The organism is Haloleucobacter ellipsoideus (assembly GCF_052491725.1).
In genome coordinates this window covers 369832-394744 of sequence record NZ_JBQWAR010000020.1, presented here as the reverse complement: position 1 = coordinate 394744, position 24913 = coordinate 369832, and the positions used below count along the sequence as shown (strand labels likewise).

Genomic DNA, 24913 nt, shown 5'->3' with positions numbered 1-24913 from the left:
CCTTTGATCCACCTTGCATCTGCATCTTGACCTTCTGGCCAGAGCATCGCAATTTCCGCCCTTGATAGCCCATGGGGTGTGCGGGGCAAACTTCCGCGCTGAAGGAGCAAGAGATGAATCGTGCCGGCCAGGTGAACTGGAGCCATGTCCTGACAGTGACAAGCGCCACGATTCTCGTGCTGACGGAAGTTCTGGCTGTTGCGGTTGCCGCCGGCTGGGCTCTTGGCGGCCTGCTCAATCTGGGGGATCTGGGTGAATATGTGCTGATGGGCCTGTTCGCCCTCCTCGCGCTCTATGCCACACGGCTCTACTACCGGCGCGCCGTGCAGGCAGAGCCGCTGCGCTATCCGCGCTGAAGGCTGGTCTCGCGCCCCATATTTCTTCCGGTTCAAAGAGTTTTCGGGTCGTTTTTCAGGAAAACGCAGCTTAGCGGCAGGGCGTTGACAGAAAAACAGGCAGGCCCTGTTTCAGCGCGTCTCACCGCCAAACATCCGCCCCGCCGGAATTTTTTCTGGAATATCAGGTGGCTGCGTCGCCCTGTGTGCGGCGCGGCCCCTCGGTTGTGCGTTGCACATGGAGGCGGGAAGGTGATCATGCCTGCGCGAAAATCAGGGCAAGTGCGCCAAGCCTCAATATTCATGTACCAAATGGAATCCGTTTTGTGCTAGGGTGTTGAAGGTCGGGAAACAGTGCCCAACAGGTTGTTGGTGCGTGACAGCCCGATCTTGTCCATTCGGCGCAAGGTATAGAAACAAGTGGCTGGGTTGAGCGTTGAGCGAAGGTGTATGTCAAGACGCCCTGATAGTGCATTCCAAAACTGCACGGTAGACGCAACGATTTCAGCAGTGGTGGATAGCCCTGAGCCTAAATTGGCGATTGACCTCAACGGAATTGCATATGAGCCGTAACCGAGACTTCCGAGAGCCGCGCCGCCGTGGCTTTGACGACGACTTTGCGCCGCCGCGTGACCGCGGCTTCGGAGGGGACCGTCCTTATTCTTCACCCAGCAGCAGCTTTGGCGCTCCTGTGTCCACAGGCCCGACCATTGATGCCACGGTGAAGTGGTTCAATCCCGAAAAGGGTTTCGGGTTTGTCGAGCTGGCCGATGGGTCGGGTGATGTGTTCCTGCACGCGCGCGCTCTGGAAGCCGCCGGCCAGGACAGCGTGCCCCCCGGCTCCCGTCTTTCCGTGCGGGTTGGACAGGGCCAGAAGGGTCGTCAGGTGACCGAGGTTCTCGAGGTGGATACGTCCACTGCCGAGGAAGCTCCCCCGCGTCGCAGCTTCGGCTCGGCCCCGCCCCGCACCGGCGGCGCAGGCCCGCGTGTGGCCACCGGCCCGACCGAAGAGCGTGTCGGCACCGTGAAGTGGTACAACCCTGACAAGGGTTTCGGCTTCATCGCGGTGGAAGGTGGCGGCAAGGACGTGTTCGTCCATGTCACCGTCATTTCCCGCTCGGGTCTGGGCGATCTGGCCGAAGGCCAGCGGGTTCTGGTGGAAGTGGGTCAGGGTCCGAAGGGTCCCGAAGCCCGCAGCATCGAACTGGCTGACTGAGCCACTCTTGAACCATGCGGCGCGCGCTACCCGAGACGGTGGCGCGCGTTGGCGTTTCGGGATTTTCCGCTCCTCTCCGGAGCATTATGTGCGGCTGGGTTCAGTTTTTCTGAGTGTTGTGCAGGCGCGCTTTCTTGTAAATGTGGAGTTCCATTTCAATGACGCAGCAACTTGAGGCAGATCTCGCCGGTCTCCTTGAACGTCTCAAGAATGCCCAGCGTGAGCTGGTCCTGACTGCAGCCAGCGGAACGACTGTTCCTTCTGATGGAATGTTGCGCAAGATTTCCGAGCTTGAAGGTGTTATTGCCGCAACTGAAGCGGTGATGGAAGAAGAGCGCGCCCGGCGCTGAGTTTTCCGGTTTTTTCTGTATCTTCCTGCCTGACACGGCCGGCTGAAGCGTGGCTCCCGGTTTCGGAAGGCATCTTGCCTCGAAGATCCTGTCTGTATCTGTTGATGTGTCCAGTTACGGAAAGGGATGACTATCCGGGGCCGAGCTGTTGCGGCACGCATGCTGCATGTCTTGCCTGCTGCTCTGGATATGTGCAAGAGGGCAGGCTTGATCCGGCAGCCTGCAGCTTTTGAACAGATCTGTTGTTCAAAAGGTCTTCGGCAAAAGCTGGCAGTGTGCATCCATGCGCAATATTTGGCGCGGGGAGAACTTCTCTTGTCTCTCCAGTGTCTGGAAGCTGTATTGCGCCGCTTTACGGGTCTCTGTCCCGCAATGCCGGTCCATTCAGGCACATGCCGGATCTGTCTGTCCCATCCCGCACAAAACGGGTTGAGCCATTCCGGCATGTACAGCCAGAGAGCACCGCGATCCTTTACAGATCTCATCAGCCTGTAGCTGTGATGAGGCTCTTTTCGAGAGCATCCTCACAGCTACAAATCCTGTTGCGGCAGAATGGACTCAGGAGAGTTCGTTCAGAAGCTGGGCGATAGCCGCGCGCAATTCGGGAAAACCGGCGCCGGTATTGCTGGAGGTGGGATAAACCTCCGGATAGGCGGCAGGGCGGCGTTTGATCTTGTCCTTCAGCTCCGCAATCACCGCCGGCATTTCGGTCGGCTTGACCTGATCCGTCTTGGTGAGAATCAGGGCATAGGACACGGCCGCCGTATCCAGCAGGTCGAGAATCTCGTTATCGACAGGCTTCAGCCCGTGGCGTGAGTCCACCAGCACGAAAACGCGCGCCAGATTGACCCGCCCGCGCAGATAGTCGCGGATCGTCCGGGTCCAGGCATCCACCTTGTCCTTCGGGGCCTTGGCGAAGCCATAGCCGGGCATATCCACCAGACGAAGCTGGGGGCCCGCATCAAAGAAGATGAGCTCCTGCGTGCGCCCGGGGGTCACCGAGGTGCGGGCCAGTGCCTTGCGCCCGGTCAGGGCGTTCACGAGGGAGGATTTGCCCACATTGGAGCGTCCCACCAGCGCGATTTCATGCCCCTGCATGGGGGGCAGGGTTTCAATGGTGGGGGCGGCCCAGATGAACTTCCATTCACCGGCAAAGAGCAGTCGTCCCTGCTCACGCAGGGCGGCGGCAGCCCGCGCCTCCTCCTCCGTCATGGCCGGGGTGGTGTTGGCGGATGATGCCGCCTCATGCGGGGCGCTGGTCTTGGAGCTTGTCATGCCTTGCTTATCTCTGAGGGCGGGGGGCGGCGCAAGCCTTCTCCCGCCATGTCTGTCCTCTGGATCTGTCCTCTGTGCGCCTGCCGGATCAGAAGAAGGTTTCCTTGAACCATCCATCCAGTGTCTGGCCCTGTTCCGCCGGCGGCTGTGGCTGTTGTTGCGGCTGTGCGCCCGGCTCTCCCACCAGCTCGCCGAAGAGAGAGGAGGGCTGGTCTTCGGGAATGGCGCCATCGGCCATGGGGGCGCTGCCGGGCGGGCCATAATCCCCGCTTTCGGAGACGCCGGGCAGCTCCACCACCGGCACATTCTTGTGCGCGGCCTGCATATAGCTGTTCCAGATGCTCAGGGGCAGATTGCTGCCCGAGGTGCGCTTGGTGGGGGAGGAATCATCATTGCCCATCCACACGGCAGTCACCAGATGGGCCGTATAGCCCACGAACCAGGCATCGCGATAACTCTGCGATGTGCCGGTCTTGCCCGCCGCCTGCCAGCCGGGCAGGGAGGCCGCGCGCCCGGTGCCGCTCACCAGCGTTTCGGCCAGCATATGGTTCATCATCCGGGCATAGACCGGATCCACAACCTGCCCCGGGCCGGAAAGCGTGCGCTGGTAAAGCACAATGCCATCCGCGCCTGTCACCTTGTCGATCACATGGGGAATGATGCCAACGCCGCCATTGGCGAAGGGCACATAGGCCGAGGCCAGTTCCAGCACCGAGACTTCCGAGGTGCCAAGGGCGATGGAGGGGTTGGGAGTCAGCGGCGAGGTGATGCCCATGCGGTGGGCCGCCTTTACCACCGCCTGCGGCCCCACTTCCAGCGCCAGACGCACGGTCACCGTATTGAGGGAAAGCGCCAGCGCGCGCTGGAGCGTGACAGGGCCGAGATATTTGTGGTTGGCATTTTCCGGCTTCCAGCCCTTGATCTGGATCGGCGCGTCTTCCATCACCAGATTGGGGACCAGCCCCGCTTCAAGCGCGGCGAGATAGACAAAGGGCTTGAAGGCCGAGCCGGGCTGGCGGCGCGCGGTCACGGCGCGATTATACTGGCTCTCCTCATAGGAGCGCCCGCCCACCAGCGCGCGCACCGCTCCGCTGGGATCGAGCGAGACGAGCGCGCCCTGTTCCACGCGATATTTCGCACCGGACTTGTCCAGCACAGAGGTGATGGCCGCCTGTGCCGCCTGTTGCAGGGCCGGATTGATGGTGGTGCGCACGGTCACGTCACCGGAAATCGGGCCGACATAGGCATCGAGCTGGTCCACCACCCAGTCCGCCACATAGCCGATGGAGTTGGGGGTGGTGCCGCGGGCGAGCTTGGCCGGGTTGGCGATCGCCGCCTTCGCCATTTCAGGCGTGATGAGCCCCTGCCGTTCCATCACCTTCAGCACCAGCTCCGCACGGGCCTGCGCACCCTTCAGGTTGCGGGTGGGGGCAAGGCGGGAGGGGGAATTGACAAGGCCGGCCAGCATGGCGGCCTCTGACAGCGAGACCTGGGTGGCCGATTTGCCGAAATAGCGCTGCGCCGCCGCCTCCACGCCATAGGCCCCCGCGCCGAAATAGACGCGGTTGAGATAGAGATCGAGGATCTCGGATTTGGAATATTCAGCCTCCAGCCACAGGGCGAGAACCACTTCCTGAATCTTGCGGGAATAGGTGCGCTCCTGGGTCAGGAACAGGTTCTTGGCAAGCTGCTGGGTCAGGGTGGAGCCACCCTGCCGCACCCGCCCGGATGTGAGATTGGCCACGACCGCGCGCGCCAGCCCTTCCGGGTCCAGCCCGAAATGGCTGTGGAAGCGCTGGTCTTCAATGGCGATGAAGGCTTCAGGCAGATAGGGCGGCATCTTGCTGATGGGAATGGCCACGCCGCCCATATCCCCGCGTGTCGCCAGTGTTTGCCCGTTCTCGCCCAGAATGGTCACGGTGGGCGGGCGCTTGGGCACCATCAGCGTCTGCATGGGGGGCAGCTTGGAGGCTTCATAGGCCACCAGTCCCGCCACGCCGATTGCGGCCCACACGCCGATGATGAGGCACCATTTCACCAGCAGCCAGATGAGGGAGCGCTTGCGCCTTGCGGGGCGGCCCTTGCCGCCTGCGCCGCCTCTTCCACCGCCACTGTCTCCGCCTCTCCTGCCTCCACGCCCGCCGCCAGACGCGCGCGCGGGCGGCGGTGCGGGCCGTTCCGCCATCAGGCCGGCGGGAGAGGGGGAAGAGGGGGCTGGTGCGGGTTTGCGGCTGCGCCCGCCGCCGGCAGGGGTGCGGGCCATCTCGGCGGGAATGATCTGTGCCGCGCGCAGATCGTCCGGGTCCGGCTTGTCTGCTGGCGCCTCTTCCACAGGGGCGGCACGGGCCGGGCGCGAAGGCGTGGAAAGGGCTGGCTCGGCCCGCAATTCCGGCTCACGGCGCGACGTGGCTGCGCGGCTGCGCGGGGCGGCTGTCTTGCGGGATGCCACGACAGCGGGTCGATCATCCGGGGAAAGGCGTAGATCGAACGCGGAATCCGCAGGGGGAGAGGCGGGGGGGCGTCTCATGCTGGCGCCCCGCATCATATCGCCATCATGCTCGCCTGCCGCGTCACGTCCTGCCTGCGTGTCGCGTCCTTGTCCTCTGGTCACCATGAAGAATACCGCGCCGCCATCACGAAATTGCCTGATCGGGCCTTTTCATCATCAAAATGGGGCAGAAACACCAGCGTGTTGCTGGCCCATGGCACATTGTCCCCGGTCTCATCGTCTGATGCCGGCCCATGCGGCCGGAAACTCATGCCGAGGCAGCGCGCAGATGGGCGATGATGCCGGCAGTGGAGGATGAGGCATCTTCCGGGGCTTCCCCCTTTGTCAGGGCCGGAAGCAGGGCGGTGGCCAGTTCCTTGCCCAGTTCCACGCCCCACTGGTCAAACGGGTTGATATCCCAGATGCAGGCCTCGACGAACACGCGGTGCTCATAAAGCGCGATCAGCCGCCCCAGTGTGTGGGGGTCGAGCTGCCGATAGGCGATGGTCAAGGAGGGACGGTTGCCGGGGAAGACGCGATGTGGCGCAAGGCGCGCCACCTCCTCCTCCGGCAGGCCCCGTGCCCGAAGCTGGGCGGCGGCCTCTTCCCATGTGCGTCCGCGCATCAGCGCTTCGGACTGGGCGAGGCAATTGGCGACAAGAAGGGTGTGATGCGCGCGGAGTGCCGGTTCATGTCCCTCGGCGGCAATGAGAAACTCGACGGGAATCGTATCCGTGCCCTGATGGAGCAACTGGAAGAAGGCATGCTGGGCATTGGTGCCCGGCCCGCCCCACACCACCGGGCCGGTGGGCTGGCGCACCTCTTCCCCCGCGCGGGTCACGCGCTTGCCATTGCTCTCCATGTCAAGCTGCTGGAGATAGGCGGGGAAAGCCCTCAGCCGCTGGTCATAGGGAATGACCGCGCGGGTGGGATACAGGCACACATCCCGATGCCAGATGCCGATCAGCGCCAGAAGAACAGGCAGATTGGCGCAGAGGGGGGCGGCGCGAAAATGCCGGTCCATCGCCTCTGCACCGGCCAGAAATTCCCCAAACCGCTCAGGTCCAATGGCAATGACGATGGGAAGGCCGATGGCCGACCACACCGAATAGCGCCCGCCAATGAAATCCCACAGGTCAAACGCCCGCTCCTGCCGGATACCGAAGGCCTCGATCAGTTTGGGGGCGGTGGAGACGGCGGCGAAATGCGCGCTGACAGCCTCTTCCCCCAGGGCCTGCACAAGCCACTCGCGCGCCGTATGCGCATTGCGCATGGTTTCCACGGTTGTGAAGGTCTTGGACGCGACAATGAACAGGGTGGTTGCCGGATCGAGCTTTTTGAGCAGATCGGCGATATGGGCGGCATCGACATTGGAGATGAAATGGCAGGCCGGGCCATCATGAAAGGGGGCCAGTGCCTTGGTGACCATTGCCGGGCCAAGGTCTGAACCGCCAATGCCGATATTCACCACATCCGTGAAGGGCGTGCCCTTGATGCCGGCAATCGCCCCCGTGCGCACGCCCTCGGCGAAGGCGGAAACACGCGCGCGCGTATCCCGCAGGGCAGCCTTGATGTCCTGCCCGTCCACCAGAAGGGGTTCGGGCGACGAATCGCGCAACGCCACATGCAGGGCGGCGCGCTGCTCGGTATTGTTCATGCGCGCGCCGGCGAACATGCGTTCACGCTGTCCTTCAATGTCCGTGTCTTCGGCAAGGGCCAGCAGAAGGGCGATGCTGTCATCCGTCAGCGCTGTCTTGGAATAGTCCAGCAGCAGATCATCCTGCCGCGCGGAGAAGCGCGCGAAGCGGGAGGGATCCTCGAACAGTTCGGAGATGCTGTGCGTTTGTCCTGCATGCAGCGTGCGCAGGGCATGCCAGGACGCATCCCGCTTCCCGGTGGCGGAAGGGGTTTGCGCGGGGCGCGTTGCGGGCGCGGAAACGAGTGGGGGGATTGCGGTCATCGGGACAGCATCTTCCTCAAGGCGCGGAGCAAAACGCATAAGGGCGGGTGGTTTTCCTGCCCAACCGGTCTTGCATTACAGGTTGCATCCAGCTTTTCCAAGCTGGCAATACAAGCCATGCCGTCATGGCATCAAAATGGACACCTTGAGGCCAAAATGCTTTGACCCGGGGAAGACATATGCCGGCTGGCATATCATGCAGCACATGCTGCAGGGGGAAAGGAAATGCGGGCCTGATACGGAAGACATCCGCGTAGCCGGGCCACGCGGATGCCATAACATCTCGGATCAAGACACCCCCGGAGGGAATCACATCTGCAATTGTCTCAATAACAGCCTTGCAGGTTATGCCCTTCAGGCATGGAGCTGAAACCTCAGCCCCTGTTCACTCAGCGTGCGCGGCCCTTGGACGGCAGCAGGCCTTCACGCTGGGCGCGCTTGCGGGCCAGCTTGCGGGCGCGACGGATGGCTTCGGCCTCCTCACGGGCGCGCTTCTCGGAAGGCTTCTCGTAATGGCCACGCAGCTTCATCTCGCGGAAGATCCCCTCACGCTGCATCTTCTTCTTGAGCGCCTTGAGGGCCTGATCGACATTGTTGTCGCGGACGAGAACTTGCACGTGTGTACCTCTTTGAACTGATGCGCCGATCCGGTGCGATGAGATCTGGGATTCTGGTTCAGGCGTCAAGGAAGCCCGGAGGGTGACCTTGTCATGCACGTCCAGAAAGAGCCGCCCTATTATCAGGGATAGTTCGGCCTGTCCACATGAGTCTGCCGCAAAGACTGTTCTCAGCGGCTTTCCCTTTCTGTGGCGGGCAGGCCGGAATCCTTGCGCCAGACACGGTTGACGTGCCCCATCTTGCGCCCGGCCCTTGTTTCGTTTTTCCCGTAAAGGTGGAGGCGCGCTCCCGGCTCGGCCAGAAGCTGCGCCCAGTCATCGGCATCCTCACCGATGAGATTCGTCATCTCCACCCGCCCGAGACGGGCGCTGTCCCCCAGCGGCCAGCCGGCAATCGCGCGCACATGCTGCTCGAACTGCGAGGTGACCGCGCCATCCTGTGTCCAGTGGCCGCTATTATGCACGCGCGGTGCAATCTCGTTCACAACCAGATGCTGGCCAGCGCCATGCCCCACCACGAACAGCTCCACCGCGAACACGCCGACATAATCCAGCGCGCTGGCAATGGTGCGGGCGATGGTTGCGGCGGCTTCGGCGGTGGCCGGGGTGACATCCGCCGGCACGGTGGAGGTGTGCAGGATGTGATTGCGATGCACATTCTGTGTCACATCATAGGCGATGAAAGCGTCATCCGCCCGGCGCGCCGCCACCACGGAGACTTCGCGCTCAAAAGGCACAAACCCTTCCAGAATCGCACTCTGCCGGCCGATGGCCTCCCATGCGGCGGCCAGATCATCGCGGGTGCGCAGAGTCACCTGCCCCTTGCCGTCATACCCGAAGCGCCGGGTCTTCAAAATGGCGGGCAGGCCGGTCCGCTCCACCGCGGCCTCAAGCATCTCCAGGCTGTCGACCGCCTCGAAAGGCGCGGTTTCGATGCCGAGCCGGCGCACGAATGTCTTTTCCGTCAGCCGGTCCTGCGTGAGCTCCAGCGCGCGGGCGCCGGGCGCCAGCGGCACGCGCGCGGCCAGAAACTGGGCCGTGGCGAGGGGAACATTCTCGAACTCATAGGTCGCAACCGCAATGCCATCGGCAAAGCGGGCCAGCGCCTCCTCATCTTCATAGGGCGCGCAGATATGGTCCTGCACCACCTGAAAGGCCGGGCTGTCGGCCTCCGGGCACAGGATGCGCGTCTTCAGGCCGAGATTGGCGGCGGCAAGGGCCATCATGCGGCCAAGCTGGCCACCGCCAAGAATGCCGATGGTCTGTCCGGGGTTCAGCATCTAGACGACCGGGTGTTCCGTAACAGCCGCCGTGCGCTCCGCCCGCCATGCGGCGAGCCGCTCGGCCAGGGGGGCATCGGCAAGGGCCAGCACAGAGGCGGCCAGCAGGGCGGCATTGGTCGCCCCCGCCTTGCCGATGGCAAGGGTGCCGACCGGCACGCCCGCAGGCATCTGCACGATGGAATACAGGCTGTCGATACCCGACATGGCCTTCGATTCGACCGGCACGCCGAAGACGGGCAATGTGGTGAGCGCCGCCACCATGCCGGGAAGATGGGCCGCACCGCCTGCACCGGCGATGATGACCTTGTAGCCACTGGCCTTCGCCCCGCGCGCAAAGTCATACATGCGCTCGGGCGTGCGATGGGCCGAAACAATCCGCGCTTCATGCGACACGCCGAGCGCTTCCAGCGTCTCGACGGCATGGCGCATGGTTTCCCAGTCCGATTGGCTGCCCATAATGACGGCCACCTGCGGTGCGCTCATCTCTCCGACCCCCGCAAAATGGAAAGCGCGGACTTATCGGATGATTGGCTCCGCGGCAAGGAAAATGAACAACATTCGGGCAAATGTGCGCGCATCAGGGCCGCCAGCGCCGGTGCAGCCAGAGCCACTGTTCGGGATATTCGCGTACCCATGTCTCGATCACGGATGTGACGACCTGCATGCCGGCCTGCACGTCTATCTTGCCTTCCCCATCGCGCGGCATTTCGATTTCTTCCGTGATTTCAACACGGAAGCGCGCACCGGGAAGGCGGATCACACGCATGCCATGCACCGGGCACTCGAACTGCCGGGCCAGACGCGCGAGGGTGGGATTGGTGGCGCAGGGGCGGCCGAAAAACATCACCTCCGGGCCGCCGGTCCAGTACTGGTCCACAAGCATGCCCAGATGCTGGCCTTCCGAAAGCATGCGCGCCATCACCCGCCCGGCATCGCGCCGGGCGCGGATGAGATAGGGCATGGTTTCAGAGCGCATCTCCTCGATGAGGTCCGCAGCCTTCTTGTTGTTGGGTGCGCGATAGAGCACGCCGCCGGGGACATCGAACTTGGCCCCGGCAATGGCGCACAGTTCCCAGTTGCCGGTATGGGCGGTGAAGAACAGGGCCGGGCGGTCATCCGTCCGCAGCCGTTCAAGAATATGCGCGCCCACCACCTCTATGCGACCGGCATCCGGCCGCGCGGGATCATAATCCCACAGCCGGTCCTGCTGGGCGAAATCCGCCGTCAGCCGGCCCATATTGGCCCAGATGCCGCGGATCATCCGGTTGATTTCAGCGGCGCTCTTTTCCGGGAAGGCGGCGGTGAGATTGCGCCGCGCGACCTTTGTCACCGGCAGAAACGGCCCCACCAGCTTGGCCCAGAAGGCCATGCCGCCCGAAGAGACGGACAGGGGCCACAAACGCAGCCACCAGATGGAAAAGCGGACATAGCCGCCGACAATCGATTCCCCGATCGCATTCAGCCGATGGCGCAACCCGGCCCGGATGCGGTGCAGCAGGGGCGGACGTGCGCGTTTGACGGGCGGTTTTGCGGGATGAGACACGATGCGGCAGCCTGCCCTTGCCGCGCGCGGCCAGAAAGGCCGGTGCGGCAAGGGCGATTTCTCAGAATTTCACGATGATCTTGCCGAAGACCTTGCGGCTTTCCAGCCGCTCCAGCCCTTCGTTGAAGTTTTCCAGCGGCACGACAGTGTCGATCACCGGCCTGATGCCACGGCCCATCTTCTCCAGCCCTTCCGCGACATTGCGGATGGTGGCGCCGAAGGAGCCGAAAATCTTGTACTGGCGCTGGAAGAGCTGCATCAGGTTCATCTGCACGCTCACACCGGAGGTGGAGCCACAGGTGACAAGACGCGCGCCCGGCTTCATGGAAAGCAGCGAGGCGTTCCACGTATCCGCGCCCACATGCTCGAACACCACGTCCACGCCGACCTTTTTGGTGATCTTGCGCACCTCATGCTCGAAGCGGTCGCGGCGGTAATTGATGACATGGTCGGCGCCCAGCGCCTTCGCCTTCTCGCCCTTCTCGTCATCGCCCACAGTGGTGATGACGGTGGCGCCCACATCCTTGGCCAGACGAATGGCGGCAGAGCCGATGCCGGAGCCGCCGGCATGGACGAGAACGGTTTCCCCCTTCTCCAGCTTCGCATTGTCGAACAGCATGTGCTCGACAGTGGAGAAGGTGATGCCGGCGCAGGCTGCATCCTCGAAGGAAACCCCCTCGGGGGCGGGCAGCACCAGACGCTCGGGCAGGTTCAGCAGGTCGCGGGCGAAGCCGTCGATATGGAAGCCGAGAACGCCGCCGACATCGGTGCACAGATTGTCCCGGCCATCACGGCAGTTCTTGCAGTGGCCGCAGGTCATGGCGCCATACATGGAGACGGTCTGCCCCACCTTCACGCCGCGCACGTCCGCACCCACGGCAACCACCTCGCCGGCGGCTTCCGCACCCACCACCAGCGGCATCTTGCGCTTGGCGAAGGCCATGCCGCGCCAGCCCCACACATCGATATGGTTCAGCGCCAGAGCCTTCACGCGGATCTGCACTTCACCCGCGCCGGGGGCTTCCGGGTCTGGCAGTTCGACGATTTCGAGCTTGCGATCGGAAACGAGCTGAAGGGCGCGCATTGTTCTTGTCTCTGTTCTTGTGGGCGGCCGGGACTGGAGCCGGTCCATACTGGCCAGCCTTATAGCCGCCTTCGCACGGCAAGAGAAAGGCCGCTGAAAGGGAAAGCGGCCCTAAAAGCGCACGCTTCCCTCTCAACGGCCCTGATATGAAACGGGATCAGGCCGGTTCGCCTGTCACCACGAGGCAGACATTCTGGCCGCCAAAGCCGAAGGAGTTGGAGATGACGCGACGCACATCCGCATCGCGCGCCTCGTTCGGCACCACATCCAGCGGAATGGCCGGATCGGGAATGTTGTAGTTGATGGTGGGCGGAATGCGGCCATTGGCGATGGTGAGCAGCGATACCGCCGCCTCGATCGCGCCGGCCGCCGTCAGGGTGTGGCCGATCATCGACTTGTTGGACGAGATCGGGATGCCGGCCAGCTTTTCCTCGCCGAACACGCCCTTCAGCCCCACATATTCCATGCGGTCATTTTCCGGCGTGGATGTGCCATGGGCATTGATATAGTCCACGTCATCCGGGGTGATGCCGGCATCCTTCAGCGCGTTCTTCACGCAGCCGATGATCGGGCGGCCATCCGGGCTGGAGCGCGTGCGGTGGAAATTGTCGGCCATCTCGCCGCAGCCTTCCACGACACCGAGAATCTTCGCGCCACGGGCCACCGCATGCTCATAGCTTTCCAGCACCAGAGCCGCCGCACCCTCGGCCATCACGAAGCCCTCGCGATTCTTGGCGAAGGGACGCGATGCCTTTTCCGGCTCGTCATTGGAGGTGGTGAGGGCGGAGAGCAGCGAGAAGCGGATCAGCGCTTCAGGGTGCACGGACCCATCCGTGCCGATGGAAATGGCGACATCCGTATCGCCCCGGCGAATGGCCTCCACGCCCAGCTGGATCGCCGTGGCGCCGGAAGCGCAGGCGGTGGAAAGCGAGATGGGCTGGCCGCGCGTGCCGAATCGCTCCGCCAGATGGACCGCCACGGAGCCGAACAGGAAACGCTCATGCCAGGCCCGGAACTTGCCGGACATGGCCGACTGAAGCAGCTCGCGATAGGTGACCGGATAGCTGCCGACCGCCTCGGCCATCTGCCGGCGCTCGGGCCATTCCAGCTCCACCGGCGGAACAGCCGCGAACAGCGGGCCGGGGAAATTGCCGGGCGTGCCGATATTGGCTTCGGAAATGGCCTCTTCCATCGCCAGCGTGGCCAGCTTCTCGGACAGGTCCGGGGCAGGTACGCGGCCATCGAACAGATAGTCCACCGTGCCGGCAATGGTGGTGCGCATGCCCTCAATGGGGAAGCGGGTGATGGTGTGAATGCCTGATTCGCCCGCTGTCAGACGCCGCCAGTTGTCAGCCTTGCCCTGGCCGAGCGATGTGACCAGCCCGATGCCGGTGACAACCACAACCGGCCGGCCGAACTTGTCCAGATGCGCCTGCGTCATGTGCCGGCTCCTCATATTGAATGGCCATAACCGCGCCCGGCCGGCTGGGCCGGGCTGCGTGTATCGGCTCAGATCTTCTCCACCAGCGCGGCGCCTTCGCCACTCCAGTGGCCAATGCCGGTCACGATCACACGCTCGGCATCCGCGCCATCCTTCTCCAGCGGATCATCCGCGAGAGGGGGGAAGAGCGCATTGTTGGACAGGCTGAGTGCGGCCAGCGCGAGGGAGGCGATGAAATGCGCCTCGAATCCATGGCCCAGGCGGTTGCCAACGGCGCGCACGGGCAGGCCGGATTCTTCCAGCACACGGGCTTCCGCCTCGGTGGCACGCTGTGCGCCGGAGGCGCCGGACAGGACAGCCGTCCGGCCATCCGTCCCGGCGATCGCCAGAAGATCGCGGATCTGCTGCTCCAGCGCACCCTCAATCTTGCGCCGGGCCCGCTCGGACCAGACGCCGGAAAGCTTCGCGATGGGCTTTGCCCCGCGTGCTTTCGCGTGCTCGGGTGATTCGAGCACCAGAAAGGCACCCATGGAGCCGGTGATGATGCCACGGCCCTTGCCTGCGAAAACCGGAGTGAACGCACCCTTGGCGCAGTCCCCGTCCAGATCGTTCAGCAGCAGCGTGTCTTCACGCTCAGCATTGCAGGCGCCGCCCACAAGGCCCACCTCGCTCTGCCCCGCGGCAATGCGCGAGAAGGCGATGCGCACGGCATCCACACCACTGCTTTCCTCGCCCATGAAGGTGCGGGAGGAGCCGGTGACGCCATGGACGATGGAAATATTGCCGGCCAGCAGGTTGGAAAGCTGGGCCAGGGAAAGCGTGGGCCGCAGGTCCGAGAGCAGGCGCTCATTGAGCAGCTTGCCGGGATTTTCGGCTGTCGCCAGATCGCCAAGAATGGCGGAGTCGACATCGAAATCGCGCTCTCCGCCGCCGGCAGCCACGATCATGTCGGTTCTGGACAGGATCTCCGTATTCCCGGACAGGCCAGCCGAATCAAGAGCGAGACCGGCCGCATAGGTGCCGATCCGCTGCCAGGGCTCCATCTGCCTCTGGTCGCCGCGCTTGGGAATCTGTGAATCGAAGCTCACCTTCACCAGTGGATGAACCACATAGGGGGCAAAGGTTTCCGCATCTGTCACCGGCGCAGTGCCGCTGTTCAGAGCGTTCCAGTGGGCATCGAGCCCCTCTCCGAGCGAGGAGAGGAGGCCGATACCCGTGATCCACACTTCACGCCGCGCGGGCCGGACCTCAGGCATCCACAAAATCCTTGAGAGGGAAGGAGACGAGTTCCGCCACCTTCATCACCACCGGCTTCATCCGCCCCTCAGGCCAGGGCAGCACACGGAAGGTCAGTTCGGCGCCACAAATGGGCTTGCCTTCGAGCATGGCGTGGGTCTTGGCCACCACGAAGCCCGAACCCTCATGCATGATTTCCGAGTGCAGATCGAGATTCTGCCCCGGCAGCACGAAGGTCCGCAGCTTGGCTTCCTTCACCGTGGCGAGGAAGGGCATGCGCTCGAAACGGTTGCGCGCCAGAACCAGCCAGCCGGTGCTCTGCGCCATCGCCTCGATGAGAAGGACGCCGGGCATGATGGGGTAACCGGGAAAATGCCCCTCGAAGATGGAGCTTTCCTCGGGCACCATGCCCTGGCAGTGAATTTTGTTGAGCGACGGGTCGATGGACACGACCTTGTCGATCATCCGGAAGACTTCAGGACGCATGTTCGCAGCCTGACCTCAAGCGGACTTGGCAGCGACCAGCTCGTCGATGCGCGCGCAGAGGTTCTTGAGAACGAAATACTGCTCGGTGGTCGCCTTGCCGTCGTTCACTTCCTGGGTCCACTGCTCCAGCGGGAGCTTGATGCCGAACGCCTTGTCGATGGCGAAGGCAATGTCGAGGAAGTCGAGGCTGTCGATGCCGAGATCGTCGATCGCGTGGCTCTCGAGCGTGATGGTGTCCCGCGGGATATCACACGTTTCTGCGATGATATTGGCCACCGTTTCAAACGTGGAAGACATGGACTGCGCCTCTCATGTGCTCGGCCGTTCCGTGCCGCTGATTCTGGGACAGCGCGGATGCGACGGCAACAGCCGGAGCTGAAGCCGGATGGCCTCTGGAATAGGTTGACGGCCCCTATAGCGAACGCCGTTGGAGGATTCAATGGTAGACCACGGCCAACACGCAAGCGTGCCACCCGTTCCGCAACTGGGCCTGCTGCCTCTTCGCACGCCATCGGGCCGGCTGCAAGCCCTCATCCGGCCCCTGCCGGCCACAAGCTGTGACAAGAAGGGAGCCGTGCCTTTTGGGGAACGGTGGCGAATCAGCGGCATGGCCTGTCAGATCGGTTCCTTGAAGCTGTTACACTGCTGCATGGAACCACTTTTCAGCCCGCGCATGAACCATGTCATGCGCTGCTGCGAGGTGCCGTGGGTGAAGCTGTCCGGCACGGCAAAGCCTTGAGCCTGCTTTTGCAGGCGGTCATCGCCAATGGCGCTGGCGGCATTGAGCGCCTGCTCCACATCCCCTTCTTCCAGCACCTTGTAGCGGGCATCGGCATGGTGGGCCCAGACGCCGGCCAGACAATCGGCCATCAGTTCCGTCCGTACGGAGATGGCGTTGGCCTCGGCCTTGCTGGAGGCCTGTTTCTGCGCCTGCTGCACCCGCGGCAGGATGCCGGTGATGTTCTGCACATGGTGGCCCACCTCATGGGCGATCACATAGGCGGCGGCAAAATCCCCCGGCGCATTGAAGCGATTCTTCATTTCCTGGAAGAAGCCGAGATCGAGATACACCTTCTGGTCGAGCGGGCAGTAGAACGGCCCCATCGCCGATTGCGCGCCGCCACAGGCCGAGCGGGTCGAGCCGGTGAACAGCACGAGGCGCGGATCCTGATAGGTCTTGCCTTCTCCACGGAAAATATCCGCCCAGACATCCTCGGTCTGGGCCAGAACCGCGGCAGCGAATCGCCCGGCCCGGTCGGTCGGGGTGCCCGAGCCGGCCTGCTGCGGCTGCGGCTGGGATTGCTGATACGAGCTGCCGCCCGTGCTGTTGAGCGCTTCCAGCCCGCCAATGAGCAAGGCGGGATTGATGCCCAGAGCCCAGCCCACAAGGCCAACCACGATAATGGTTCCGATGCCAAGCTTGCCCTTGCCGCCGGGCATGCGGAAGCCGCCCCCGCCGCCCTGACCGCGACGGTCCTCAACATTCTTGCTGGAGCGGAAATCGTCCCAACGCATGGCTCTCGTCTCCCGCAAATGCGCCCGGATGGCAGGCCGGTGCCGGCCGATCCGCCATCCATCAGAATCATACAGCTAAAGGCGCAATCACCCGCCTGCAAGGCAACTCAGTGATGAGCGCCATATCCGGGCTTCATGTCCGGGCTCTTCAGTCCGGCGCTATGTCTCGGTCTTGCCCTCGTGCCTGCCCGGTCGCAGCCGCAGGGTCTGGCACAGGCGGGAGAAGCCCCGGCGGGTGGAAAGTCCGGCGCGGGCGATGGTGCGTTCCACCCTTGTGTCTGTTGGCGCATTGCGACGGTCATAAAGCCAGTAGCGCGTGAGCGCGATGAGGGTCACGACCAGAACGCCAGAGAACACGACATCGGTGAAGAAGTGGCCGCCAAAGCCAATGCGCAGGCCACCCACGAGAACCCCGAAGGCGACCGCGCCGCTCAGGGCCAGAATGCGCAGCGGGCCGGGAGGCACCAGGCTGGCGGGCGCGAGCATCCAGAAGCTCAGGGCGCCCTCGCCGGACACGAAGGAGCAGTTGGAGGAGCAGCTGCCTGTCGGGTCATACCAGGGCTGGTAGCCATGCGTTCCGCCAAACTGCTCCACATGAACAGGACGCGGGCGGTCCCATGTTTCCTTGAAGATGCCATTGACCAGAAGACCGGGGCCCGCGGCCATGGTCAGCGCGAGCAGGATCGCCGCGCGTGCCGGGATCAGCATCCGCACATGGGGAAACAGGAACTTGGCGATGATGACCACGAAGGCCGGCGCGACCGTGATCCACGGGATCAGGTGCCCCATGGCGCGGAATGTCTTTGCCCAGGGATCCATGGCGAGAATGAACCCGACCTGTGGATGCCAGAACAAGGACGCAAGTTCGATATCCCAGCTGGGGAAGACCGAAAACAATATGGCCACGGCTGCGCCGGCCCACAGGACAAAAAACAGGACGAGCTTCAAAAAGGTATCGCCTTGTGCTGATCAAGATCACGCACCCGCCCCCGAGGCGTGCATACGACCACATGGACTGTTTCCAGCCATGTGAACGCATGGTCTGGCCGTTTACAGGCCGTTGCCGCGAATGACCAGAGGGTCTCTTTCAACAGAGTGGGAAAAAGCCGTTTTTTGTCGGTGTTTTGCCGGCTTTTAGTATTCCGATATGGAATTTGGCGGATGGCGCGGTTCTGGCGGTGTGTTTTCGGATCAGGCGGGGTGTCGCGCGCGCGCGGCTCTGATATATGCCGGGCAACAGTTTGAGCTTTCCGTTCTCCTGCCGATTCAAGAGGCCCGCTCCCATGGCGAACATCACCGCTTTCGCGGACAAGGAAACCATCGCCCGTCAAACCGCCCGCATGCTTCTGGAAGTGGAGGCCGTGCGCTTCTCGGCGGACAAGCCGTTCATCTTCACATCCGGCTGGGCCAGCCCGGTCTATACGGATTGCCGTCGCCTGATCTCCTTCCCCCGCGTGCGCCAGACCCTGGTGGATTTCGGCATCACCACGCTCTACAGCAATGTCGGCTATGAGCAGTTCGATGCCGTGGCCGGTGGCGAGACGGCGGGCATTCCCTTCGCCGCCTGGGTGGCGGACCGCATGATGCTGCCCATGCAGTATGTGCGCAAGAAGCCCAAGGGTTTTGGCCGCAATGCCCAGATCGAGGGCGACCTTTCTCCCGGCCAGCGCATCCTGCTGGTGGAGGATCTCACCTCCGACGGCCGCAGCAAGGTGAACTTCGTCAATGCCCTGCGCACCGCCGGGGCGGAGTGCTCGCACTGCTTCGTCTTCTTCTATTATGACATCTTCCCGGAATCCCAGACGATCCTGAAGGAGGCCGGTCTCTCCCTGCATTATCTCGCCACCTGGTGGGATGTGCTGGCCGAGGTGAAGGCGACCAACCGTTTCGACAACCAGACCGTGGCGCAGATCGAGGCTTTCCTGCATGATCCCCATGGCTGGTCTGTCGCCCACGGGGGCGCTGCCGCAGCCAGCGAGTGACGATATGAGCCTTTATGCTCTCACGCGGCCCCTGCTGAATTTCATCTCGCCCGAGCAGGGGCACACACTGGCCATCAAGGGCATGAAGCGCGGGCTTTCCCCGCGTTTCATGGAGCGGGATGACCCGATTCTGGCCACGCGCCTGTGGGGGCTCGAGTTTCCAAACCCGATCGGGCTCGCCGCCGGCTTTGACAAGAATGCCGAGGTTGTGGACCCGGCCCTGGATCTGGGGTTCGGTTTCGTCGAGGCCGGCACGGTGACCCCGCGCCCGCAGCCCGGCAACCCGAAGCCCCGCCTGTTCCGGCTGGAGGAGGATCGCGGCGTCATCAACCGCTTCGGCTTCAACAGCGAGGGGCTCGGCCCGTTCGTCTCCCGCCTCAAGGCCCGGCGCGATGCCGGACGCGGGGGAATCGTCGGCGCGAATGTCGGGAAGAACAAGGAAAGCACGGACGCCATCGAGGATTATGTGACCGGGGTCGAGGCGACCTGTGCGGTGGCCGACTATCTGGTCTGCAACATTTCCTCGCCCAATACGCCGGGGCTGCGTTCCCTTCAGGCGCGGGACGACATGTCCGCCCTGCTGACCCAGGTTCTGGCCGCGCGGGACAAGGCCTTCCCGCAGGCGCTCGGTCGCCTGCCGCTGCTGGTGAAGGTCGCGCCCGATCTGGATGATGGCGCACTGGCGGATGTGGCGCAGGTTGCGCTCGAAACCGGTGTCGACGGCATCATCATGGGCAACACCACCCTCTCGCGGCCCGACAGCCTGAAGAGCGCCCACAAGGGGGAAACCGGCGGGCTCTCCGGCGCGCCGCTGATGACCCTCGCCACGGACCGGCTGGCGATGCTCTATCGCCTGCTGAATGGCCGCCTGCCGCTGATCGGCGCGGGTGGGGTCGCCTCGGGGCAGGATGCCTATTTGAAGATTCGCGCCGGAGCCAGCCTCGTGCAGCTCTATTCGGCCCTTGTGTTCCATGGGCCGGATCTGGTGGTGAGGATCAAGAAGGATCTGGCCGCGCGGCTGAAGGCCGATGGCTTCAGCCATGTGAGCGAGGCGGTGGGCGCGGATATGCGCTGAGTGTTCCGGCCGCCTCCACGCTTTGGAGGGGGATGCGGGCTGCCCTGTGTCTGTCACATGGCAGGCATGTGTAGCGATGTGTGGTTTTCCACAAGCAAATGCCCCGGTCGCGCATCAGGCGAGCCGGGGCATTTGTATTTCCGGGATGAAAGAGCCGGGCTCACATCATCCGGGCGTTATTTGCGGGCGACATCCCGGGCGAGAAGATCGCGAATCTCGGTCAGCAGCTCTTCTTCCTTGGTGGGGCCGGCCGCGACCTCGGCGGTCTTTTCCTCTGCCTGGCGGCGCAGGCTGTTCAGCACGCGCACGACAAGGAAGAGCACGGCCGCAATAATCAGGAAGTTGATGGCAATGGTGATGAAGCTGCCATAGGCCAGAACCGCGCCCTGCTTCTTGGCGTCGGCCAGATTATCCGCCGTGACAGTGGAAGACAGGGGGATGAAGTAGTTGGAGAAATCCAGACCACCCGTGACCGCACCAATAACCGGCATGAACACATCACCAACCAGTGATGTCACGATATTACCGAATGCCGCACCAATGATAACACCGACCGCAAGATCGACGACATTACCTTTGACGGCGAATTCCTGGAATTCCTTCAGGATGGCCATGTGTTTTCCCCGGCGCGTGCAAAGTTGGAACAAATCGAGGAATTGCGCCGTGCGAATCCCCTGAACGGCATCTGAGCCAAACCGGCCCATTGCGGCAAGACCATCGGTGGCAGGATTTGCCCGGACGGTCGCAATTTCACCATGAATCGCCGTGTCCTGTGGTCTTGCGGACACTCGTCGGCGCCTTGTGGAGACTGGAATTTGCCCATTGAAGCGGGCAGTGACGTTTTCATGACTTTGAGCAGGACCTTGCCTATGGTAGTGAAGGCCCGCTTCCGGCTTCGGGGGCGAGCTTCAGCAGCTCGGAGACAACGACCCAGATGGGCATCAAGGCGACACAGTTGAGAATGGCGGACCGGCAGAACAGTTTCGATTATGAAGATCTCCTCGCATGCGGACGCGGCGAGCTGTTTGGGCCGGGTAACGCGCAGTTGCCGTTGCCGCCCATGCTCATGTTCCATCGCATTACCGAGATTTCCGAGACAGGCGGCGAATATGGCAAGGGCTATATGCGCGCCGAGTTCGATGTGACCGAAGATCTGTGGTTCTTCGATTGCCACTTCAAGGGTGATCCGGTCATGCCCGGCTGCCTGGGGCTCGATGCGCTGTGGCAGCTTGTCGGCTTCTATCTCGGCTGGCTGGGTTCGCCCGGTCGCGGCCGCGCCCTGGGGCTGGGAGAGCTGAAGTTTTCCGGCCAGGTTCTGCCTTCGGTGAAGAAGGTGGTGTACGGCATTGAGTTCAAGCGCGTGATGCGCTCCAAGCTGGTGCTTGGCATTGCCGATGGCTGGGTCGCGGCAGATGGCGAGGTCATCTACCGGGCCAAGGATTTGCGTGTCGGCCTGTTCCAGGCTGAAAACGGGTCGGAGAGCGGGGCAGCGGGCGCCTGAGGCGTCCGTTTTCCAGTCATCGGCCAGCTTCCAATGGGGAATTGACATGCGGCGCGTCGTCGTCACGGGGATGGGTATTGTCTCATCCATCGGCAACAACACGCAGGAGGTGCTCGCCAGCCTGCTCGAGGCCAGGAGCGGCATTTCCTTTGCTGACGATTATGCGAAGCTCGGCTTCCGCTCGCAGGTGCACGGCAAGCCGACCCTGAATGCCGAAGACGTTGTGGACCGGCGCGCCATGCGCTTCCACGGCGGCGGCACCGCGTGGAACCATGTGGCCATGGAGCAGGCCATCAAGGATGCCGGGCTGGAGGAGAAGGATGTCTCCAATATCCGCACCGGCATGGTCATGGGCTCCGGGGGCTCCTCCACCAAGACCATCGTGGATGCGGCCGACATCACCCGCGAGAAGGGCCCCAAGCGGGTTGGCCCCTTTGCGGTGCCCAAGGCGATGGCCTCCACCGCCTCGGCCACGCTCTCCACCTGGTTCAAGATCAAGGGGCTGAGCTATTCCATCTCGGCCGCCTGCGCGACCACCAATATCTGTATCGGCAATGCCTATGAGCTGATCCAGTATGGCAAGCAGGACATCATCTTTGCCGGTGGCTGCGAGGATCTGCACTGGACCCTCTCCGTGCTGTTCGACGGCATGGGCGCGATGTCCTCCGCCTATAATGACCGCCCGGCCGTGGCCTCGCGCGCCTATGACGCGAACCGCGACGGCTTCGTGATTTCCGGTGGCGCGGGCGTTCTGGTTCTGGAAGAGCTGGAGCATGCCAAGGCGCGCGGCGCGAAGATCTATGCCGAGATCGTCGGCTATGGCGCGACCTCCGATGGCGTGGACATGGTTGCACCATCGGGTGAGGGAGCCGCGCGCGCCATGCAGATGGCGATGGCCGGCATCAAGGCGCCCATCGATTATATCAACCCGCACGCGACCTCCACGCCGATTGGCGACCTGAAGGAGATCGAGGCCATTCGCGCCGTGTTTGGCGACAAGTGTCCGCCGATTTCCGCCACCAAGTCGCTCACCGGCCATTCACAGGGCGCGACCGGCGTGCATGAGGCCATCTATTCCATCCTCATGATGCAGAATGACTTCATCTGCGAAAGCGCGAATATCGAGGAGATCGATCCCGCCTTTGCCGATATGCCCATTCTGCGCAAGCGGATGGACAATGTGAAACTCGGACATGTGCTTTCCAACGGCTTCGGCTTTGGCGGCACCAATGCCAGCCTTGTACTGAAGCATGTGGATGCGTGAGTTTTCACGCCTTCCAGTTTCGGGCGCCAAGCCTGGTTTGTTATTTTTCGTTGCGAGAGGTGAGGTGCACTCCTGCCGGACAGGCCTTACAGGTCTGTCATACGGCAGGAGAGGGGGGCAGGCTGCCCTGCCTTGCGCCTTGCCGCCGCACGTTGAGGGTGAGTGATGCAGGACCTGATGAAAGGCAAGCGCGGCCTGGTGATGGGCGTGGCCAACGACCATTCCATTGCCTGGGGCATTGCAAAGGCGCTGGCGGCGCAGGGTGCGGAACTGGCCTTCACCTATCAGGGCGATGGCATGGCCAAGCGCGTGCGTCCGCTGGCGGACAGCATCGGCGCTTCCATTCTGCTGCCTTGCGATGTGGAAGACCTGAACAGCGTGGATGCTGTCTTCTCTGCCCTGAAGGACAAATGGGGCAGCATTGATTTTCTGGTGCATGCGGTGGCTTTTTCCGACAAGTCGGAGCTGAAGGGCCGCTATGCGGATACCAGCCGCGAGAATTTCTCGCGCACCATGGTGATTTCCTGCTTCTCCTTCACGGAGGTGGCCAAGCGTGCCGCCGCTTTGATGAGCGATGGCGGCTCCCTCATCACCCTCACCTATGGCGGCGCCACGCGGGTGATGCCGAACTATAATGTGATGGGCGTGGCCAAGGCGGCGCTTGAGGCTTCCGTGCGCTATCTGGCGGCTGATTACGGGCCGGCGGGTATCCGTGTGAACGCCATTTCGGCCGGCCCGGTGCGCACATTGGCGGGCGCCGGAATTTCCGATGCGCGCCTGATGTTCAATTACCAGAAGCGGCATGCCCCGCTGCGCCGCACCGTCTCCACGGATGAGGTGGGCAATTCGGCGCTGTATCTGCTTTCGGATCTTTCCAGCGGCGTGACGGGCGAGATCCATTTCGTGGACTCGGGCTACAATATCATGTCCATGCCTCATCCGGATGTGCTGAAGACACAGGAAGATGCGGAAGCCAAGCTGGCGGGTGAAACGCCCTCCAAGGCTGCCGAATAGGGCAGGGCGCAGGATTCTCCGCGCAACCGGACGCCAGATGAGTGAGTAGACTGACGCCTCCTGCCTTCCGGCTGGGGGCGTTTGTGCTTCTGGTCTGCCGTCCGGGAGCCTATAGGGATAGGACTGTCGCGCCGGACCGGGGTGCTGACCTGTCGCGCGGGCGTCACGGGGCTGTGTTTGGTGCAGGCCAGCGGGCCATGGGCGTGTGTGGGGTGAACCGTCACATGGCATCTGGCCCGGTCACAGGCGAGTTTGAAACCTTCTTCCCCTGGGAAAAACAGGCACAGGAGGCGTGCAGGCTGATGAATCGTCAGGTCATCCTTGTTGCGGCCGCCAGCGTCTTGGTCGGCATGGTGGTGCTGGGCCTCAAGACGCTGGCCTATCAGGTCACCGGCTCTGTCGCGCTGTTTTCGGATGCTCTGGAGAGTATCATCAATGTGGCCGCTTCGGCCGCGGCGCTGGTTGCGCTGTGCGTTTCGGCGCGCCCGGCGGATGAGAACCACCCCTTCGGCCATACCAAGGCGGAGTATTTCTCCGCCGTCGTGGAAGGGGTGCTGGTCATCGTGGCCGCCATCACCATTCTGCGGGAGGCCTGGCTCGGTTTTCTCGATCCGCAAATGCCGACAGATCCCTGGCAGGGCATGCTGCTGAATGGCGCAGCCACGGTGCTGAACACATTATGGTGCTGGGTGCTGCTGCGTATTGGCCGCAGGCATCGCTCGCCCGCGCTGATCGCCGATGGCAAGCATCTGCTGGCGGATGTCATCACCTCGATCGGTGTTCTGGCGGGCTTCGTGCTGGTGCCGCTGACAGGCTGGGCGCAGCTGGATTCCATCATCGCCGCACTGGTTGCGGTGAATGTGCTGTGGATGGGCTGGGGCCTGATGCGCGAATCCGTCGGCGGTCTGATGGATGAGGCGGCGCCGCCGGACATGGTGGAGCGCATGCGCAAGCTGGTGGCGGCGCATGGGGAGGGAGCGCTGGAGGCGCATGATTTCCGCACCCGTCATGCCGGACGGCTGATCTTCCTGGAGTTTCACCTTGTGGTGCCGGGCCAGATGAGCGTGGCCGAGGCGCATGCCATCTGCGACCGGATCGAGGCCGCATTCCATGAGGATATGGAAGAGGCCAGCGTCACCATTCATGTCGAGCCGGAACATGAGGCCCTGCGTCAGCAGCGCGAAAAAGCGGCAGGCGGGATCATGGTTCTCTAGGTCACCGCTCTCCGGCCCTGAGGCGGATGCTGTG

General features: G+C 63.2%; 24 protein-coding genes. 9 read left to right on the top strand and 15 right to left on the bottom strand.

Features of this window, described 5'->3' with window-relative positions; genetic code table 11:
• Positions 1–113 precede the first annotated feature (113 nt).
• The 3 genes from ACT6QG_RS13670 to ACT6QG_RS13660 all read left to right on the top strand — a co-directional run bounded on the left by ACT6QG_RS13670 (position 114) and on the right by ACT6QG_RS13660 (position 1901).
• Positions 114–356, top strand: coding sequence for a hypothetical protein (locus ACT6QG_RS13670; RefSeq protein ID WP_444978114.1), 243 nt, complete (start codon positions 114–116; stop codon positions 354–356).
• 541 nt (positions 357–897) lie between these two features.
• Positions 898–1551, top strand: coding sequence for a cold-shock protein (locus tag ACT6QG_RS13665; protein ID WP_444978113.1), 654 nt, complete (start codon positions 898–900; stop codon positions 1549–1551).
• A gap of 158 nt (positions 1552–1709) precedes the next feature.
• A complete protein-coding gene (locus ACT6QG_RS13660; protein ID WP_444978112.1) occupies positions 1710–1901 on the top strand; it encodes a hypothetical protein in 192 nt (63 codons plus the stop codon).
• Positions 1902–2459: 558 nt separating this feature from the next.
• Here ACT6QG_RS13660 and yihA read toward each other — a convergent pair.
• The 14 genes from yihA to ACT6QG_RS13590 form a co-directional block, all read right to left on the bottom strand.
• The gene (gene yihA, locus ACT6QG_RS13655) at positions 2460–3113 is read right to left on the bottom strand and encodes a ribosome biogenesis GTP-binding protein YihA/YsxC (protein ID WP_444978296.1); all 654 of its coding nucleotides are present in this window, start codon (positions 3111–3113) and stop codon (positions 2460–2462) included.
• 151 nt (positions 3114–3264) lie between these two features.
• Positions 3265–5703 (bottom strand): transglycosylase domain-containing protein, encoded by a 2439-nt coding sequence (locus ACT6QG_RS13650; RefSeq protein ID WP_444978111.1) that lies wholly within the window; start codon positions 5701–5703, stop codon positions 3265–3267.
• Positions 5704–5932: 229 nt separating this feature from the next.
• Complete coding sequence (gene pgi, locus ACT6QG_RS13645; protein ID WP_444978110.1) at positions 5933–7624, bottom strand: glucose-6-phosphate isomerase; 1692 nt, start codon at positions 7622–7624, stop codon at positions 5933–5935.
• Between the two features lie 389 nt (positions 7625–8013).
• Entirely contained in the window at positions 8014–8286 is a 273-nt protein-coding gene (gene rpsU / locus ACT6QG_RS13640) for a 30S ribosomal protein S21 (protein ID WP_444978295.1), read from the bottom strand.
• Positions 8287–8411: 125 nt separating this feature from the next.
• Positions 8412–9521 carry a 5-(carboxyamino)imidazole ribonucleotide synthase gene (locus ACT6QG_RS13635; protein WP_444978109.1) on the bottom strand — a complete coding sequence of 370 codons (1110 nt, stop codon included), beginning with the start codon at positions 9519–9521 and terminating at the stop codon, positions 8412–8414.
• The gene (gene purE / locus ACT6QG_RS13630; protein ID WP_444978108.1) at positions 9522–10007 is read right to left on the bottom strand and encodes a 5-(carboxyamino)imidazole ribonucleotide mutase; all 486 of its coding nucleotides are present in this window, start codon (positions 10005–10007) and stop codon (positions 9522–9524) included.
• Positions 10008–10101: 94 nt separating this feature from the next.
• Positions 10102–11067 carry a lipid A biosynthesis lauroyl acyltransferase gene (locus ACT6QG_RS13625; RefSeq protein WP_444978107.1) on the bottom strand — a complete coding sequence of 322 codons (966 nt, stop codon included), beginning with the start codon at positions 11065–11067 and terminating at the stop codon, positions 10102–10104.
• Between the two features lie 61 nt (positions 11068–11128).
• The gene (locus ACT6QG_RS13620; protein ID WP_444978106.1) at positions 11129–12151 is read right to left on the bottom strand and encodes a zinc-binding dehydrogenase; all 1023 of its coding nucleotides are present in this window, start codon (positions 12149–12151) and stop codon (positions 11129–11131) included.
• 157 nt (positions 12152–12308) lie between these two features.
• Positions 12309–13592: a beta-ketoacyl-ACP synthase gene (locus ACT6QG_RS13615; RefSeq protein WP_444978105.1), complete on the bottom strand. Its 1284-nt coding sequence runs from the start codon at positions 13590–13592 to the stop codon at positions 12309–12311.
• Positions 13593–13660: 68 nt separating this feature from the next.
• Positions 13661–14848 carry a beta-ketoacyl-ACP synthase gene (locus tag ACT6QG_RS13610; protein ID WP_444978104.1) on the bottom strand — a complete coding sequence of 396 codons (1188 nt, stop codon included), beginning with the start codon at positions 14846–14848 and terminating at the stop codon, positions 13661–13663.
• Positions 14841–15314, bottom strand: a complete 474-nt coding sequence (locus ACT6QG_RS13605; protein ID WP_444978103.1) for a 3-hydroxyacyl-ACP dehydratase FabZ family protein — start codon at positions 15312–15314, stop codon at positions 14841–14843. The genes ACT6QG_RS13610 and ACT6QG_RS13605 overlap by 8 nt, the downstream gene beginning before the upstream one ends.
• Positions 15315–15329: 15 nt before the next feature.
• Positions 15330–15611 carry an acyl carrier protein gene (locus ACT6QG_RS13600; RefSeq protein WP_444978102.1) on the bottom strand — a complete coding sequence of 94 codons (282 nt, stop codon included), beginning with the start codon at positions 15609–15611 and terminating at the stop codon, positions 15330–15332.
• A gap of 318 nt (positions 15612–15929) precedes the next feature.
• Entirely contained in the window at positions 15930–16829 is a 900-nt protein-coding gene (ypfJ, locus tag ACT6QG_RS13595) for a KPN_02809 family neutral zinc metallopeptidase (protein WP_444978101.1), read from the bottom strand.
• Between the two features lie 159 nt (positions 16830–16988).
• Positions 16989–17648: a phosphatase PAP2 family protein gene (locus tag ACT6QG_RS13590; protein ID WP_444978100.1), complete on the bottom strand. Its 660-nt coding sequence runs from the start codon at positions 17646–17648 to the stop codon at positions 16989–16991.
• 464 nt (positions 17649–18112) lie between these two features.
• Here ACT6QG_RS13590 and ACT6QG_RS13585 point away from each other — a divergent pair, with 464 nt between their 5' ends.
• The gene (locus tag ACT6QG_RS13585; protein ID WP_444978099.1) at positions 18113–18811 is read left to right on the top strand and encodes an orotate phosphoribosyltransferase; all 699 of its coding nucleotides are present in this window, start codon (positions 18113–18115) and stop codon (positions 18809–18811) included.
• A gap of 4 nt (positions 18812–18815) precedes the next feature.
• Positions 18816–19886, top strand: coding sequence for a quinone-dependent dihydroorotate dehydrogenase (locus ACT6QG_RS13580; RefSeq protein WP_444978098.1), 1071 nt, complete (start codon positions 18816–18818; stop codon positions 19884–19886).
• A 176-nt stretch (positions 19887–20062) separates the two neighbouring features.
• On the opposite strand, the gene mscL is transcribed toward ACT6QG_RS13580, so the two are convergent.
• Entirely contained in the window at positions 20063–20494 is a 432-nt protein-coding gene (gene mscL, locus ACT6QG_RS13575; protein ID WP_444978294.1) for a large conductance mechanosensitive channel protein MscL, read from the bottom strand.
• A 353-nt stretch (positions 20495–20847) separates the two neighbouring features.
• On the opposite strand from mscL, the gene fabA reads away from it, so the two are divergent.
• The 4 genes from fabA (at position 20848) to ACT6QG_RS13555 (ending at position 24879) form a co-directional block, all read left to right on the top strand.
• Complete coding sequence (gene fabA, locus ACT6QG_RS13570) at positions 20848–21387, top strand: 3-hydroxyacyl-[acyl-carrier-protein] dehydratase FabA (protein WP_444978293.1); 540 nt, start codon at positions 20848–20850, stop codon at positions 21385–21387.
• A gap of 46 nt (positions 21388–21433) precedes the next feature.
• Positions 21434–22651: a beta-ketoacyl-ACP synthase I gene (gene fabB, locus ACT6QG_RS13565; protein ID WP_444978097.1), complete on the top strand. Its 1218-nt coding sequence runs from the start codon at positions 21434–21436 to the stop codon at positions 22649–22651.
• Positions 22652–22816: 165 nt separating this feature from the next.
• Positions 22817–23665 (top strand): enoyl-ACP reductase FabI, encoded by an 849-nt coding sequence (gene fabI, locus ACT6QG_RS13560; RefSeq protein WP_444978096.1) that lies wholly within the window; start codon positions 22817–22819, stop codon positions 23663–23665.
• A gap of 302 nt (positions 23666–23967) precedes the next feature.
• On the top strand, positions 23968–24879 hold the full coding sequence (locus ACT6QG_RS13555) for a cation diffusion facilitator family transporter (RefSeq protein ID WP_444978095.1): 912 nt from the start codon (positions 23968–23970) through the stop codon (positions 24877–24879).
• Positions 24880–24913 lie beyond the last annotated feature (34 nt).